The sequence below is a fragment of the Rhodococcus sp. NPDC077669 genome (assembly GCF_040686915.1).
Taxonomy (GTDB): Bacteria; Actinomycetota; Actinomycetes; order Mycobacteriales; family Mycobacteriaceae; genus Rhodococcoides; species Rhodococcoides fascians.
This window is the reverse complement of sequence record NZ_JBFBMD010000006.1, coordinates 48,232-63,886: the sequence shown is the minus strand read 5'-3', so window position 1 is coordinate 63,886 and position 15,655 is coordinate 48,232. Positions and strand designations below refer to the sequence as shown.

The 15,655-nt window shown below is 66.1% G+C and carries 12 protein-coding genes; 8 read left to right on the top strand and 4 right to left on the bottom strand.

Annotated elements, in window-relative coordinates; all coding sequences use genetic code 11:
- The first annotated feature begins 1 nt into the window (after position 1).
- Both AB0P23_RS09735 and AB0P23_RS09730 read left to right on the top strand, forming a co-directional pair.
- A complete protein-coding gene (locus tag AB0P23_RS09735; RefSeq protein ID WP_045841045.1) occupies positions 2 to 1,045 on the top strand; it encodes a branched-chain amino acid ABC transporter permease in 1,044 nt (347 codons plus the stop codon).
- Positions 1,042 to 2,361, top strand: a complete 1,320-nt coding sequence (locus AB0P23_RS09730) for an ABC transporter substrate-binding protein (protein ID WP_045841044.1) — start codon at positions 1,042 to 1,044, stop codon at positions 2,359 to 2,361. The genes AB0P23_RS09735 and AB0P23_RS09730 overlap by 4 nt, the downstream gene beginning before the upstream one ends.
- Positions 2,362 to 2,510: 149 nt before the next feature.
- Here the strand turns inward: AB0P23_RS09730 and AB0P23_RS09725 are convergent, their stop codons facing one another.
- Complete coding sequence (locus tag AB0P23_RS09725; protein ID WP_032374814.1) at positions 2,511 to 3,809, bottom strand: acetyl-CoA C-acetyltransferase; 1,299 nt, start codon at positions 3,807 to 3,809, stop codon at positions 2,511 to 2,513.
- 139 nt (positions 3,810 to 3,948) lie between these two features.
- On the opposite strand from AB0P23_RS09725, the gene AB0P23_RS09720 reads away from it, so the two are divergent.
- Together AB0P23_RS09720 and AB0P23_RS09715 are read left to right on the top strand one after the other, a co-directional pair.
- A complete protein-coding gene (locus tag AB0P23_RS09720) occupies positions 3,949 to 5,295 on the top strand; it encodes a 3-oxoacyl-ACP reductase (RefSeq protein ID WP_032383209.1) in 1,347 nt (448 codons plus the stop codon).
- A complete protein-coding gene (locus AB0P23_RS09715) occupies positions 5,292 to 6,149 on the top strand; it encodes a MaoC/PaaZ C-terminal domain-containing protein (protein ID WP_032369490.1) in 858 nt (285 codons plus the stop codon). Before AB0P23_RS09720 ends, AB0P23_RS09715 begins: the two co-directional genes overlap by 4 nt.
- Before the next feature lie 83 nt (positions 6,150 to 6,232).
- Here the strand turns inward: AB0P23_RS09715 and AB0P23_RS09710 are convergent, their stop codons facing one another.
- Together AB0P23_RS09710 and AB0P23_RS09705 are read right to left on the bottom strand one after the other, a co-directional pair.
- Positions 6,233 to 6,835 (bottom strand): TetR/AcrR family transcriptional regulator, encoded by a 603-nt coding sequence (locus AB0P23_RS09710; RefSeq protein WP_027495382.1) that lies wholly within the window; start codon positions 6,833 to 6,835, stop codon positions 6,233 to 6,235.
- Between the two features lie 62 nt (positions 6,836 to 6,897).
- A complete protein-coding gene (locus tag AB0P23_RS09705) occupies positions 6,898 to 8,073 on the bottom strand; it encodes a glycoside hydrolase family 3 N-terminal domain-containing protein (RefSeq protein WP_363797364.1) in 1,176 nt (391 codons plus the stop codon).
- 154 nt (positions 8,074 to 8,227) lie between these two features.
- On the opposite strand from AB0P23_RS09705, the gene AB0P23_RS09700 reads away from it, so the two are divergent.
- From AB0P23_RS09700 to AB0P23_RS09690, 3 genes are all read left to right on the top strand, one after another.
- Positions 8,228 to 8,695, top strand: coding sequence for a universal stress protein (locus AB0P23_RS09700; RefSeq protein WP_027495380.1), 468 nt, complete (start codon positions 8,228 to 8,230; stop codon positions 8,693 to 8,695).
- A gap of 103 nt (positions 8,696 to 8,798) precedes the next feature.
- Positions 8,799 to 8,969, top strand: coding sequence for a DUF2613 domain-containing protein (locus AB0P23_RS09695; RefSeq protein WP_072692026.1), 171 nt, complete (start codon positions 8,799 to 8,801; stop codon positions 8,967 to 8,969).
- A gap of 22 nt (positions 8,970 to 8,991) precedes the next feature.
- Positions 8,992 to 13,239, top strand: a complete 4,248-nt coding sequence (locus AB0P23_RS09690) for an alpha-(1->3)-arabinofuranosyltransferase (RefSeq protein WP_363797362.1) — start codon at positions 8,992 to 8,994, stop codon at positions 13,237 to 13,239.
- Here the strand turns inward: AB0P23_RS09690 and AB0P23_RS09685 are convergent.
- Positions 13,217 to 14,362, bottom strand: a complete 1,146-nt coding sequence (locus AB0P23_RS09685) for an acyltransferase (protein ID WP_080733364.1) — start codon at positions 14,360 to 14,362, stop codon at positions 13,217 to 13,219. The genes AB0P23_RS09690 and AB0P23_RS09685 overlap by 23 nt on opposite strands.
- Positions 14,363 to 14,529: 167 nt before the next feature.
- Here AB0P23_RS09685 and AB0P23_RS09680 point away from each other — a divergent pair, with 167 nt between their 5' ends.
- Positions 14,530 to 15,654 (top strand): DUF3068 domain-containing protein, encoded by a 1,125-nt coding sequence (locus AB0P23_RS09680; protein ID WP_032374812.1) that lies wholly within the window; start codon positions 14,530 to 14,532, stop codon positions 15,652 to 15,654.
- Position 15,655: the final 1 nt, after the last annotated feature.

Genomic DNA, 15,655 nt, shown 5'->3' with positions numbered 1-15,655 from the left:
CGTGAACGCAACTCTCACTCGTCTCACGGCCACCCCGGTACGACGCCACTTCCTCTGCGCTGTCATCGGACTCGTCGTCATCGTGCTGGCGCTCGAATCACTGAGCACCTTCCGTCAGAGTCAGCTGACGTCGGTCGCGTACCTGGCGATCGCAGCCGGCGGATTGACCGTGCTGACCGGTCTGAGCGGGCAGCTCTCACTCGGGCACGGTGCGTTCATGGCCGTCGGTGCGTACACCGCGGCATTGATGCTGCGGGCCAACGATTCCGGATGGTCGGTGCCCCTCGTACTGCTGGCCGCCACCGTGATCTCTGCCCTGGTGGGCGTGGTCGTGGGAGTGGCCGCCGCCCGACTGCACGGCCCGTACCTGGCCGGTGCGACGCTGGCGCTCGCCGTCGCCGTACCGGGACTGGCTCTGTACTTCTCGGACTACCTCGGCGGTGAACAGGGTCTCGTCGTCCCGGCTCCGAAAGTGCCGGACCTGATCGACGACATGATGTTCTTCGTCACCGGAAACGAGCTCAGCGGAACCAAATTCGTCGCCTACGTCAGCTGGGTGCTGCTCGTCGTCGTGTTCTTCCTGTTGGCGAACGTCTCGTCGAGCCGGATCGGCCGTCGCTGGCGGGCCGTTCGGGACGACGAAGTAGCCGCCGAGCTGTCCGGGATCGATCTCGGGCGGGCACGCATCCTGGCGTTCGTCGTCAGCGCCGCATGCGCGGGTGCCGGAGGTGCCGTCCTCGCGATGTCGGCGCGGATCGCGGCCCCGAGCGGGTTCACTCTGACGCTCTCCCTGACATTGCTCTCCGCCGTCGTCATCGGCGGGCTCGGCACTCTGTCCGGGGCATTGATCGGGGCGCTGCTGCTCACCTACATCCCACCGGTGGTCACCAACCTCGGACTCGATCTGGGGCTGAGCAGTCTGCAATCCGCCGAACTCGCACCACTGGTGACCGGCATCTTCACCGTCCTGGTCATCCTGTTCGCCCCACTGGGTCTGGTGGGCACGTTTCGAAGGTTGCGTTCAACCAGAAAAGAGATGAAATGAAGAAGTTCGGATCGGTGGCGGTCAGAACGACCGCACTCGTCGCCGTCGTCTCGTTGGCCGCAGCGTGCGGTGCAGGAGGTAGAGACGAGGCAACAGAATCCTCGGAAGGCTCGACGATCGGCATCACCGACACCTCGGTGAAGATCGGAGCCCACTTCCCCCTGACCGGGGTCGCAGCACCCGGATACAGCGAAATACCCACGGGTGCAAAGGCTTACTTCGACTACGTCAATGCCGCGGGCGGCGTCAACGGCAGGCAGATCGAGTACGTCGTTCGTGACGACTCCTATGACCCGACGACCACCACCCAGGTCGTCAACGAACTCGTCCTCCAGGACGAAGTGTTCGCCGTCGTCGGTGGACTCGGCACAGCGACGCACAGCGCAGTCATCGACTTCCTGAACGAGGAGGGTGTGCCGGATCTCTTCGTCTCCTCCGGCGCCATCATGTGGGGCAACGACCCCGAGAAGTACCCGAATACCTTCGGCTGGCAGCCCGATTACCAGGTCGAGGGCAAGATCATCGGCGACTGGGTGACGAAGAACCGGCCCGACGCCAAAGTCGGGCTGTTCCTTCAGGACGACGATCTCGGCAGGGACAGCGAAGCCGCGGTACGCCAATATCTCGACGACCAGATCGTCGAGGTCGTGCGCTACACCTCCGGCAACACCGATGTCGCACCACAGATCGCCGCTCTGCAGGGTGCCGGAGCCGACCTCGTGCTCGGCTTCAACGTCCCGTCGTACACCGCACTGAGCCAACTGACCGCGATGCGGCTCAACTACGATCCCGAGTGGTTCTACAGTTCGATCGGCTCCGACGTCGACCTGGTCGGTTCTCTGCTCGGACGCTTCTCCCAGGGCGCAGTTACCAACGGTGCGCAATCCCTCGAAGGCATGATTTCGCTCGAATACATCCCCGGCGTCGACTCCCCCGAGAATCCGTGGACGCAACTGTGGCAGAAGGTCTGGGCTCAGAACGGAACAGGTGACCCACTGACCAACTACCGCATCTACGGACTCAGCCAGGCGTACGCGTTCGTGCAGGCTCTTCAGGCGGCAGGCGAGAATCCCACTCGTGAGGGCATCGTCTCCGCGATCCAGGACGGCGGAATGGACTTCGAGGGCCCGCAGCTGGCCCCGTTCCGATACTCCGACGAAAGTCACCTCGGAATCTCCGGAGCCAGTGTCTTCCAGATCCGCGGAGGTGTACCCGAGTACCTGACTCCGGTGCTGCAGACCGACATCGGAGACTCGGCAGTGGAGGAATACACCGGGGACGAATCGACTCCGCCGGAAAGCGGTATACCTGGCTGATCGGATACGAAAAGGCACGCAGAGCGAGCTCTGCGTGCCTTTTCGACGTTGTGATCAGCAGATCCGAAAACCCCTCGTTTGCCGGATCCGCCGACCCTGTGACCCCCAGATCGTGTCCCCGTAGCGGGGAGCAGCCGAAGCTGCGGTGATCAGCGCTCGATGATGGCGGTGACGCCCTGGCCACCGGCCGCGCAGATCGAGATCAGGCCGCGGCCCGAACCCTTTTCGGCCAGCATCTTCGCCAGCGACGCGACGATGCGTCCACCGGTTGCGGCGAACGGGTGGCCCGCGGCGAGCGAGGATCCGTTGACGTTGAGCTTGCTGCGGTCGATGGAACCGAGCGCACCGTCGAGTCCCAGACGCTCCTTGCAGTACGCGTCGCTCTCGAACGCCTGCAGCGTCGCGAGCACCACCGAGGCGAATGCTTCGTGGATCTCGTAGTAGTCGAAGTCCTGCAGCGTCAAGCCATTACGAGCGAGCAGACGCGGAATCGCGTACGTCGGGGCCATCAGCAGGCCGTCCTTGAACGATCCGTTGCCGTGGATGTAATCGACGGCGGCGGTCTCGGAATCGACGAGGTGCGCCAGCACCGGCAGGTTGCGCTCGGCAGCCCATTCGTCGCTCGACAGCAGCGCAGCCGACGCGCCGTCGGTCAGCGGAGTCGAGTTGCCGGCCGTCATGGTGGCGTCGCCCAGCTTGGTTCCGAAGACCGGCTTGAGAGTAGCCAGCTTCTCGACGGTCGATCCCGGACGCAGGTTGTCGTCGCGGGTCAGGCCGAGGAACGGCGTCACCAGGTCGTCGAAGAATCCGCGGTCGTATGCGGCCGCCATGTTGTGGTGGCTCGCTGCGGCCAGTTCGTCCTGGTCCTCGCGGCGGATACCGAATTCCTTCGCGGTGATGGCGGCGTGATCACCCATCGACAGGCCGGTACGCGGCTCACCGTTGCGGGGGATCTCGATGCCGAGCATGCCGGGACGGACGTTGCCGAGAAGCTTGAGGCGAGCGGTGGTGCTCTTCGCCCGGTTGAGCGAGAGCAGGAACTCGCGCAGTTCGTCGTTGACGCCGATCGGAGCGTCGGACGTCGTGTCCACGCCGCCGCCGATACCGGCGTCGATCCGGCCCGAGGCGATGGCGTCGCCGACGGCGATGATCGACTGCAGTCCGGTTCCGCAGGCCTGCTGGATGTCGAAGGCCGGGGTGTACGGGCTCAGCGCGCTGCCGAGCACGACCTCACGGGTGAGGTTGAAGTCCCGGGAGTGCTTGAGCACGGCACCGGCGGCGACGAGGCCGAGACGCTCGCCCTGCAGACCGAAACGGGCGACGAGACCGTCGATGGTGGCGGTGAGCATGTCCTGGTTGGACGCCAGCGCGTACTTCTTGTCCGAACGCGCGAACGGAATGCGGTTGCCACCGACGATTGCGACCGGTCGTAGCTGCTTGCTTGTCACTGACGTCTCCAAACATCGTCCCCAGCATGTGGGGAATGGCCCTGGTGGAGTTTCATCTTACTGGCGAGTAAGTTGGTTGTCGACACCCGGTCGTGCGCCTCGCCCTCAGAGCGAGCAGCGCTGAATGAAAGGTACGACAGTGGCAGCCTCCAAGGGAGCCCCAGATCTCTACTCAACGTTCCTCGCGTCCGCGCCGGGAGCCTTCATCGCCAAGCAGGCCGGCCTGCCGCAGCCCGAGAAGCTGCGCCGCTACAAGGCAGGCGAGCCGCCACTGGCCGGACCGGTCCTGATCGGCGGCAGCGGCCGCCTCGTCGAGCCGCTGCGTGAGCTGCTCTCGGACTACCCGCAGTCGCAGCCGCACGACGACAAGCACGGCGGGTTGGTGTTCGACGCCACCGGCATCGGTAACGTCGCCGAGCTCGAGCAGCTGTTCAAGTTCTTCCAGCCGGTCATCCGCAACCTGGCACCGTCCGCTCGCGTCGTCGTCATCGGCACCACCCCCGAAGAAACGTCGAGCGTCGACGAGCACATCGCGCAGCGCGCCCTCGAAGGCTTCACCCGCAGCGTGGGCAAAGAGGTCAAGCGCGGCGCGACGGCTCAGCTCGTCTACATCTCCCCCAACGCGTCGACCGGGCTCTCCGGCCTCGAATCCACCCTGCGCTTCCTGCTGTCGGCCAAGTCCGCCTTCGTCGACGGCCAGGTCATCGTCGTCGGCGACGCCGACTCGCAGGCACCGGCCTCGTGGGACAAGCCGCTCGCCGGCAAGGTAGCCGTCGTCACCGGCGCTGCCCGCGGCATCGGTGCCACCATCGCCGAGGTTCTCGCCCGTGACGGAGCCACCGTCATCGCCGCGGACATTCCCGCAGCGGGAGAAGCACTCTCGCAGACGGCCAACAAGGTCGGCGGTACCTCGCTGGCCCTCGACGTCACCTCGCCCGACGCCGGCCAGGTCCTCTCGAAGCACCTGCTCGAGCGCCACGGCGGTGCCGACATCATCGTGCACAACGCCGGCATCACCCGCGACAAGACCCTCGCGAACATGGACGACGCCCGCTGGAACTCCGTCATCGGCGTCAATCTTGCTGCGCCGCAACGCATCACCGACGAATTGGTGGCCTCGGGTGCCCTCAAGGAAGGCGGACGCGTCGTCGACGTCTCGTCCATCGCCGGTATCGCTGGCAACCGCGGCCAGACCAACTACGGCACCTCCAAGGCCGGCGTCATCGGCCTGGTGCACGCATCCGCACCGGTGCTCGCGAAGAAGAACATCACCATCAACGCCGTAGCCCCCGGCTTCATCGAAACCGCGATGACGGCGGCCATCCCGTTCGCCACCCGCGAGGCCGGACGGCGCATGAGCTCGCTGCTGCAGGGCGGCGAGACCGTCGACGTCGCGGAGTTGGTCTCCTACTTCGCTTCTCCCGCATCCAACGCCGTCACCGGGCAGGTCGTGCGCGTGTGCGGCCAGAGCCTCCTCGGCGCATGAGCACCGTCACGCTCACCGAGCAGCCGAAGACGTCCCAGATCTACACCTCGGCTGCACTGGGTGCCTTGCCCTTCCTCGGGTCCAAGTCGAAGACGGTGCCCAGCACCGTGTTCGAGCTCAAGGGCCTGCGAGTGGACCAGGACAACCTGGCCGGCTACTGCCGCGCGACGGGGCTGCGATTCGGCGATCAACTCCCGATCACCTACCCGTTCACGCTCGTGTTCCCGACAGTGATGAAACTGATGGTGTCCAAGGGCTTTCCGTTCGCCGCCATCGGTTCGGTACACGCCGAGAACGTCATCGAGCAGTTCCGCGGCATCTCGGCATCGGAGCCGCTGGATATTCGAGTGCACGCGGAGAATCTGCGCGAGCACCGCAAGGGCTTGCTGGTCGACCTGATCAGCGAGGTCAAGGTGGGACGCGAACTGGTCTGGAAACAGACCTCGAGCTTCCTGAGCCTGCAGAAGACCTCGCTCTCGGGTGGACCCCGTGAAACACCGCCTGCAGACGAGGTACCGCCGCCCCCGACCCGCACCCTGCGCGTCGATCAGCGGATCATCAGCCGGTACGCGGCCATCTCGGGAGACCGCAACCCGATCCACGTATCCTCGCTCGGTGCAAAGGCTTTCGGCTTCCCGAAGACCATCGCACACGGAATGTGGAGTGCTGCAGCGGTACTGCAGACGGTCGAAGGTCGTATCCCGGAGGCCGTGAAGTACAGCATCCGATTCGGCAAGCCGATCATCCTGCCCGCGACGATCAATGCCTACGCCGATGCCGTCGGTACCGGCTGGGACCTGTCACTGAAGAACCCGAAGAAGGGTTACCCGCATCTGACGGGCACCCTGCGCTGAGTTAGCTCGAACTCGAAGTTATGGACGGACTTCCCCGGCTTTCCGTCCATAACTTCGAGTTCGGCTGTGTAGGTGGCGGCCAGCTAGGTAGTGGCAGTTTTCTTGCCGGCGAGGCCGCGCCACGCCAGGTTTTCCAGGAGGTCCGCTGCGGCGTCGACCTCGATTTCGCCGCCTGCCACTCGGTCGGCCACGGCCTCACCGGCCCCGACCAACGCGACGGCCATCAGCCCGAAGTTCTGTGACTGTTCCGGGTCTCTGGTGCTCATCGCCAGCAGACCTGCGGTCAGCTCGATCAACCGGTCTCGGCTGCTCTGCACCTGCGAGGCAAAAGCCTGCTGACCGATCGCCTGGCGGTAGAGCACCATCCACGACTTCCGGTTCTCGCCGACGAAGCCGAGGAAGCCGACCAGCGCGCGGCGCAGTTGTTCGCGCGGCGTCAGGGTCGGGTCTGCCGCGGGCGTCAGGGCCTCGACGAACTTGAGGCCCTCACGATGGATGCACGCAGCGAACAGCTCGTCCTTCGAGCCGTAGTACAGATAGAGCATCGGCTTGGAGATGGCCGCCTTCTTGGCGATCGAATCCATCGAAGTCTCGTGAAACCCGTTGTCGGAGAACACATCCACTGCCGCGTCGAGCATCTGCTGCTCACGGACGGCGCGGGGCAGTCTCTTGGTGCCGCCAGCCATGGATCCTCCAATACGTACGAAGCACTAGACGTTACTCCACAGTAAGGTCGAGCGACGACCGATCAGGCTCCGCACGCCCCTTTGAACCGAGCAACCGTCGCCGCCGCCTCGTCCACCTGGGCTGCGGGAAGGCGTCCCGTCGCCACTGCGTCCTCCAGATTGTCCAACACCGCCGGCACCTGATCGGTGGTCAGCCACAACGCCACGTCGGCTCCGGCAACCAACGCCGACTCGACCGCGTCGACGATCCCGAGCCGGGCCGTGATCGCCGCCATGCCACTGAGGTCGTCGGTGAAGATCGGACCGTCGAAGGGCTTCGCTCCGTATCCGACGCCGTCGCGCAGCAACGCCATGGCCGCAGGGCTGATGCTGGCGGGAACACCGGGGTCGGTCAGTCCTGGCACGTCGAGGTGGCCGACCATGACGCCAACTCCGGTGGTGTCGAGCGCGGCGAACGGCAGCAGATCCTTGCCTTTCAGCTCGTCGAGCGGCGGCGTGGTGACGGCCCCGGTGTGCGAATCGCCCGAACCCGAGCCGTGCCCGGGAAAGTGCTTGATGACCGGCTCGACACCCGCATCCTTCAACCCCTTCGCGTACGCACCCGCATACTCGATGACGACCTGCGGATCGTCGGAGAACGAGCGGTCGCCGATGACCGAATCATCGGGCTGAGCACTGACGTCGACAACCGGCGCGAAGTCGACGGTGACGCCGAGATCCTTCAGTCCCCGGCCTCGCGTCAAGGCCTCCTGATACGCCTCGTCCACCGACATCGTCTGCGCCAGTTCCCGCGCCGACGGTGCCGCACCCAAGAGATCGGCAATCCGCGACACGCGTCCGCCTTCTTCGTCGATCGTCACCATCGGTGCCACCGCGGACGCGTCGAGCACCTGCGGAACCTCACGGTTACCGAGCATCGACTCGTCGGTCCAGCTGCCGACGAAGATCCCGCCCACCTGCTCGGTGGACATGATCCGAATCGCGTCCTGCGTTCCGGTGACGCCCACGGTGAGCAACTGCGCAAGACGTTGCCGCTCGGTCAGACCGTCGACGAAAGTGACACACGCGTCGGCCGGCGGAGGCGTCGACTGCGGGACCGTCGTCTGCGCAGCGGTCGTCGTCGAGGACGGAGCCGACTGCGTCGAGGCCACCTGCGACGATTCACTGGAACATGAGACGAGCAACCCCACCCCGACCGTCACTGCTGCAGCGGACCGAACCGAAAACCGAAGTCGCATGGAATACGACGGTAGCCGAGAAGTTGCGTGTTGCTGACCGCCCTCCGGTTGGGATCAATGCGACTTTGTTGCACTCCGAGCGACCGAAACCCACATCGATCCGGGGTGGGGGCGGGGTAATCTGGACGAAAGCGACATGAGGAGAATCACCACCATGACTGCTGACCTCATACTCATTGCCTACGACGGTTCCGACAACGCCAAACGAGCCATCGACTATGCGGGACGGTTTCTCACCACCTCTCGCGCGATCGTCGTCACGGCCTGGGAACCGATGGTGCGTCAAGCAGCGCGGATGTCGGGTCTGTCGGGTGTCATGCAGCCCGAGTGGGTGCCGGACGACGAGGCCGAGGACGTCGCTCTCACCGATGCGAAGGTGACCAACAGCGAGGGCGTCGCCCTGGCCGAGGCCGCAGGCCTGAAGGTGGAAGGCCAGTGCACCGAATGCACCACCGCCATCTGGAGCGCGATCGTGGAGAAGGCCGACGAGATGAACGTCGACATCATCGTCACCGGCACCAGAGGCACCACGGGGCTGCGGGCCCTACTGCAGAGCTCGGTGGCCGAGCACGTGCTGCGGCACAGCCATCGACCCGTGCTGATCGTTCCTCCCGGAAAGTAACGCGTCCACCGGCCGGTTCACAGGGTGCAGGTGATACCGTGATGCCCGCGTGGGGGACAACCTCGCCCACTGCTTCACTGAGCCGACTGACTGGAGAACCGAGATGAAGTTCGCTGTCCCGGGTGTCATTGCCGCCGTCGTCGGAGCCGTACTGGGTGCCGGCGTCGTATTCGGAGTCACCGCCGGTGCAGCAGACAACTCTCGGCCGGACATCGATCGCACCGGAAACGCCGACTCGTCCTTGCTGAACCAGGTTGAGTACGGCAGCCGCTGACGCTGGTCGCTCACGTGGATCGTTGATCTCGGCCGAGCCGCTCGGTCGGATTTGGCTCTTCGGAGTCTCCGCTCTCGCATTCCTGCTCACGTTTCTGCAGGTCCCGGGCTTCACCGTCGCCGATACCAAGTACGACCTGGCGCAGAACCCTCTCGGATTTCTCGAACGCGCCTCGCATCAGTGGAACAGCGCCGCACCGCTGGGCCAGGTGCAGAATCAGGCCTACGGCTACTTCTTCCCGCACGGAGCGTTCTTCGCCGGCGGTGATCTGCTGTCGATCCCACCGTGGATCACGCAGCGCATCTGGTGGGCACTGCTGCTCGTCGCCGGCTTCTGGGGAATCGTCCGGCTCGCCGAGGCACTCGGTGTCGGCAGTCGCACTTCCCGTCTGATCGCAGCGACAGCATTCGTGCTGTCCCCCAGGGTGATCACCACTCTGGCGTCGATCTCCTCGGAGACGATGCCGATGATGCTCGCGCCGTGGGTGCTCGTTCCCATCGTTCGTTGCCTGAACAGTCGGTCCGCAACAAATACGGTTCGGCGTGCGGCGGCACAATCGGCGCTGGCCGTGGCGTTGATGGGCGCGGTCAATGCCGTCGCGACGGCCGCCGCCGTTCTGGTGGCCGTCATCTGGCTGCTGTGTCACCGGCCGAACCGCCGCTGGCTGGTGTTCGCGGCCTGGTGGACCGGCTTTCTGGTGCTGGCGACACTGTGGTGGATCGTCCCACTGCTGTTGCTGGGCAAGGTCTCTCCGCCGTTTCTCGACTACATCGAATCGTCCGGCACGACGACCCAGTGGACGTCGCTGACCGAGGTGCTGCGCGGTACCGGCAGCTGGACCCCGTTCGTCTCTCCCGAGCGGGTGGCGGGCGCCGTGCTGGTGACTCAGCCTGCTGCCGTGATCGCGACCGGCTTGATCGCGGCCGCAGGCATTGCGGGTCTGGCGATGCGCTCGATGCCGGACCGCGGCCGGTTGACGATCATGTTGTTCGTCGGTCTCGTCGGCCTGGGCGCGGGGTTCGTCGGCGATCTCGACGGTCCGTTCGCGGCAACCGTGCGAGTGTTCCTCGATTCCGCGGGCGCGCCTCTGCGCAACATTCACAAACTAGAGCCGGTCATCCGAATCCCGTTGGTACTCGGCCTCGCTCATCTGCTGGCCCGGGTTCCACTGCCGGGTTCGGTTCCACGGCCGACGTGGCGAGCGGCCGTCGCGCATCCCGAGAAGCACCCGATGATGGCGGTGACCGCGCTGATCCTGGTGGCGCTGACGCTCTCGACAGCGCTGGCATGGACGGGCAAGCTGGCGCCGCGCGGTGCGTACGAGGCCGTGCCGCAGTACTGGCACGACGCCGCGGACTGGCTCACCGACCATGCCTCCGGCTCGAGTCCCGACGGTTCCGACGCGCAGCGCGCCTTGATCGTGCCCGGCGCACCGTTCGCTCTGCAGACCTGGGGCCTGACGCGCGACGAGCCGTTGCAGGCTCTCGCGACCACACCCTGGGCCGTCCGAGATGCGGTGCCGCTCACGCCGCCCGGTGCCATTCGCGCCCTCGACTCGGTGCAACGACTCTTCGCCGACGGCAGGCCGTCGACCGGCTTGGCCGACACCCTTGTGGGACAGGGCATCAGCTACGTCGTCGTGCGCAACGACCTGGACCCGGAGGATTCGCGGTCCACCCGACCGGCGTCCGTCCACCGCGTGCTCGACGGTTCGCCGGGGCTCGAGAAGGTGGCAGAGTTCGGCGAGGACGTGGCGCCCGGTCAGGTGGACGGGGTGGTTCTGGACGGCGATCTACGGCCTCCGTATCCGGCCGTCGAGATCTACGCGGTCGATGCCGCAGCGGACGTACCTGCCTCCGGTCCGTACACGGTCGATGTGGATCGGGTGCCGGTGGTGCAGGGCGGGCCCGAGTCGATTCTGCGATCGAACGAGTTGCGCAACAACGGTGTTCGCCTGCCCGTTCCGGCCGGGCCGACGCTGTTGGCGGCGGATGCAGCTGCTGCGGGCCTGCCCGTCGATTCGGTGACGGTGACCGACACACCGATGAATCGCGAGACCGACTTCGGTCAGGTGGACAATCACAACTCCGCGTTGCGGGCCGCCGACGAGCCCCGCCGTTCGCTCAACGAGGTGCCCGACTATCCGGTGTACGGGGCGCAGACCGTGGACGCGGAGTGGGAAGGCGCGACGTTGACCGCGTCGAGTTCGGCGTCGGACGCGACTCAGATCGGGGGCAGTGCGCCCGGCAGTGGGGTCGCGGCCGCAGTGGACGGTGACCTGGCCACCGGTTGGATCAGCAACGGCATCGAACGCGCTGTGGGGCAATGGCTTCAACTCGATTTCGATACTCCGGTGCGCGGCGGGCTGCTGCACATGCGGACCAGCCCGGGAACGATCGGAGACCCGGTCAAGTGGGTCGAGGTCACCACTGCGAACGGCTCGACGGCGGCCCGGGTGGACAAGCCGGGAGACCCGATGACGGTGTCGCTGCCCGGTGGTGAAACTCCGTGGCTGCGCATCACCGCGAAGTCGACGGTCGACGGCACCCGGGGCAGTCAGTTCGGCATCAGCGAGGTGTCGGTGGACGACTACTCCGATCGAGACAACCCCAAGCAGGTCTCCATCGTGCATCGCGCGGTACTGCCACCCACTCCCGCGGGCGCGAGCGTCGACGCGTGGGAGCTGGGCCAAGAATTTCCGGGCCGCTCCGGTTGCCTGGACACCGACGATCGAATCCGGTGCAGCAGTGGACTGTCCAAGTCGCCGGAGGAACTGGGCCGCTTCTCGCGCACGATCGACGTCCCGATGGGCACCGCGGTGATCCCCGAGCTGACGGTGCGCACGCGGCAGTCCCCCGAGCTCGAGGCCCTGCTGGCCCAGCCCGGCCGGCCGTTGGCGAGTGGGGCGTCCGACGTCGCGGACCTCGACGGTTCAGCCTTCGCCGCCACCGACGGCGACCCGCGTACGTCGTGGACGGCACCGGAGAAGTCGATCACCGATCGAGCCGGCACCGACCCCACTCTCACCATCCAATTGCCCGCTCCGACACTGGTGGACGGGCTCGAGCTGAGCCCCAGCCTCGGCGCGCTGCCTGCCCACCCCACGCGGGTGGCAGTGAATCTGGGCAACGGTCCGATGGTGCGCGATGTGGATACCGACGGTTCGACGACACTCGCGTTGGCACCGTACGTGACCGACAGGATCGTGCTGTCCATCGTGGACTGGGACGGCGTACTCGACCGAAACTCGTTGGGCTTCATCCAATCTCAACCGCCCGGATTTGCCGAGGTCACACCGTTGTCCGCCGGTGAGCCGATCGGGCCGCCGTACGACGGTGACCGGCAGATCACGGTCGACTGCTTCGACGGGCCCCTGGTGTCCATCGCGGGGCAGACGGTGCGCACCTCGGTGACGGCCACCGCAGACCAATTCCGTTCCGGCGCAGCTCTACCCGCATCGGTCTGCGACGCGGACATCCCGGTGAACGAAAATTTCGTCAATCCCGTATCGCTCCCCGAGGGACGCCAGGACATCGTCGTCGAACCCGGAGCGTCGTTCTTCGTCGACGGGCTTCGACTGCGCGCCATGCCCATTCCGGCGTTGTGGCCGGACACGTCTGCACCGCAGGCGGCGCGCACCACAGCATGGAGCCCCGATCACCGCGAAGTGACCCTCACCTCGAGCACCTCGGATCGCCTGCTCGTCATCCCCGAAAGCAACAACAGTGGCTGGCGGGCAACGACACCCGGAGGGACCGAACTGACCCCGGTGGTCGTCGACGGCTGGCAGCAGGCCTGGATCGTCCCGGCCGGGGCGTCGGGCACGGTGTCGTTGGATTTCACCACCGACCGCTGGTACCGACTCGGGATCTTCGGCGGACTACTGCTGTTGATTCCGCTGCTGATCGCGGCGGTGCGACGGCCCCGCGGCGTCGTCGATCCGGGCCCCGCGCCCAGGCCCTGGCGTAGCACCCCGGTGGCGTTCGCGGCGCTGCTCGGCGCGGCGATCGTGCTGGCAGGCGTCGTCGGAGCGATCTCGGTGCTGGTTCTCGGTGCCGGCTCGGCGCTGCTGAACCGCCGTTACGGGTCGGAGCTCACGTCTCGCGTATCGGTGTGCGCAGCAGGAGGATTCGCCCTGCTGGGAGCAGCGCTGCTCTCACTAGGGCCGTGGCGGTCGGCCGACGGATATGTGGGCGGGTCCTACGCGGTGCAGCTGGCCTCGTTGATCGGCATCGTCGCGTTGGCCGTCAGCGCGATGCGGAAGCCGTGACCGCCTTCTTCGGCGCGAACCTGCGCCGGGCCGGCTCTTCCACCAGCGCATAGCTCGCGGCAGCGACCGGAATCGACAGCGCCAGGGTCACCGTCAGCACGAACCACATGTCGCCCGAGAAGGGGACGATGCCGAACACCGGGAACACGACGGCGAGCACGGCCAGATGCCAGATGAAGATCCCGTACGACCAGCGGCCGAGGGTCAGCATCACCGGATGCTCGAACACCCGATGCCTGCGGCCGGAATCGGCCAGCACCAACGGCGAAAGCATCGCGAACGCCAGCACGGCACCGAAGACGATCTTGAGCTCGAACTGCCACGGCTCGGGCCGCACCAATCCTTGTGGGCCCGCCAGCGGCGTCGCCGACAGAACGAATGCCGTCACCGCGATCGCGGGCATCACCCATGTGCGACGCGCCCAACGATGCACCCACATCTGCGGACCGACCGATACTTCGGCGAGCACCATGCCGGCGGCGAACCACGGGAAGTAGCCGGGCAACCAGTTGTCGTGATGGATGGCTTCCGGTGTCGCGATCGGAATGAACGCCCAGGAGAGCGTCACCGCGGACGCAGCGAGCAGAACCCACACCCGGTACCTCGCCGACGATCCCCGAAGCCGGATCATCAGCCAGGCGAACAGCGGCAGCAACAGATAGAACGCCACTTCGACCGACAACGACCACATCTGCGTCATGCCCTCGGTCAGTGTCAACGGTACGAACACCTGGGTCAGCGACAGGTTGGCCAGCCACACCCGATAGTCCCCGCCTGCGTGCGGCAGAAACAGCAGGACGAGCACCGTGACCACCCAGTAGGCGGGCAGGATGCGCACTGCGCGTGACCAGAAGTAGCGGCGAGTGGGCTGCGCCTGCGTGAGTCCGCGGGCCTGCGCGGCATGCGGGCGCCACAGCAGAAATCCCGACAGCGCGAAGAAGATCGCCACCGTCAGATCGAACCGGCCCCAGACTCGGCCCATCAGCGGGGAATTGGCGGCCCCGGTCTGGAATGCGACGTGGGTGACGACGATGCCGAGCGCGGCAACTGCCCGCATCCCCTCCAGAGCGGGCACGAAGGCACGCAACGGTACGACGGACGCCGAGTGGACTCGAGTGCTCATGGTGGCTCAAGTGTGCCGTGTCGAACCGGCATGGACGAGACCGGTGCCACTGTCGACTGTTACTGTCACCTGCGACGTGTCGTAAGAAATCGGGCAGCGCATCGGGGAATTCGTACGATCCCGCCTGCGGTGTCTTCCAGTGAAGCGGTCGACTAAGGAGATTCAGCATGGCGGAGCGCTCAGGGCCGAGCCGGATATTGGCCCTTGTTCTCATCGGCTTGGGCGCATTTCTGGTGGTTGCCGCCATCCTCATCCCCACCTACACCGTCTCGGCGCTCGAGAAGACTCCACTCGACCTCGAGGTCACCACCGTCTCCACCGGCACCGGAAGCGTCCTCGACGCGCGGTCGCTGGCCGCCGGTCGCGCCGTGGTCGATCAGAACGTTCCGCTGACCTCACAGCGATTCGTCACCGTCGAGGATCCCTCCGACGCCGACATCATGACTCTTCAGGCCGGACAGACGTTGCGCCGCACCGACAAGCAGGCCGACACCGGACTGCTGACCGCCACGGTCGACCGCGTGAGCATCGACCGCAAGACCTCGATGCCCGTCGAGAGCCCGATCGGCACCATTCAGGTGGCAGGCGACAAGCCGGCCGAGGAAGTGGCCCACACCGGTCTGCAGTACAAGTTCCCGTTCAATGCCGAGCAGAAGAGCTACCCGTACTTCGACGTCAACGCGCGCGCCTCGAAGGACATCGACTTCGTCGAGGAAACCGAGATCAACGGCACGCCGGTGTACCAGTACCAGCAGACCGTCGGACCGGTCGACCTGTCGACCGTGGTGAACCTGCCGACCAACAAGGTCACGCTGCCCGCCGACACCTGGGGCGTCGAAGGTGGAACCGCACCGGTGACGATGACCCGCTGGTACGAGAACACCCGCACCCTGTGGGTCGAGCCCGAGACCGGCGTCGTCGTCAAGGGCGAAGAGCAGATCCACCAGTACTACGGCCGTGAGGCAGGCCGTCCCGAGGTCGACGTACTGAAGGCCCCGATCACGTTCGACGAGAACACCGTCGAGTACCAGATCCAGCAGGCCAAGGACGGACAGGACAAGCTGTCGCTCTTCGGCCGCACCGTTCCGATCGTCGCCGGCATCCTCGGTGTCATCTCGCTGATCGCCGGAGTCGTTCTGCTGCTGCGCGGCGGCGGCAACGGTGGACACCGTCAGCCGGCCCGCACCGACACCGGTCCTCGCCCGACCCCCAGTGGCGGCACCGCACCGAACCGCGACTGGACGACCGATCGCACGGAAGAGATTCCGAGGACGAACCTCTCCAAGGAGTAAG

Excerpts from the sequence above, each read along its gene's own strand:
- AB0P23_RS09685 (WP_080733364.1), bottom strand. The coding sequence starts at position 14,362 with ATGAGCACTCGAGTCCACTCGGCGTCCGTCGTACCGTTGCGTGCCTTC.
- AB0P23_RS09710 (WP_027495382.1), bottom strand. The coding sequence starts at position 6,835 with ATGGCTGGCGGCACCAAGAGACTGCCCCGCGCCGTCCGTGAGCAGCAG.
- AB0P23_RS09680 (WP_032374812.1), top strand. The coding sequence starts at position 14,530 with ATGGCGGAGCGCTCAGGGCCGAGCCGGATATTGGCCCTTGTTCTCATC.
- AB0P23_RS09730 (WP_045841044.1), top strand. The coding sequence starts at position 1,042 with ATGAAGAAGTTCGGATCGGTGGCGGTCAGAACGACCGCACTCGTCGCC.
- AB0P23_RS09705 (WP_363797364.1), bottom strand. The coding sequence starts at position 8,073 with ATGCGACTTCGGTTTTCGGTTCGGTCCGCTGCAGCAGTGACGGTCGGG.
- AB0P23_RS09700 (WP_027495380.1), top strand. The coding sequence starts at position 8,228 with ATGACTGCTGACCTCATACTCATTGCCTACGACGGTTCCGACAACGCC.
- AB0P23_RS09695 (WP_072692026.1), top strand. The coding sequence starts at position 8,799 with ATGAAGTTCGCTGTCCCGGGTGTCATTGCCGCCGTCGTCGGAGCCGTA.
- AB0P23_RS09715 (WP_032369490.1), top strand. The coding sequence starts at position 5,292 with ATGAGCACCGTCACGCTCACCGAGCAGCCGAAGACGTCCCAGATCTAC.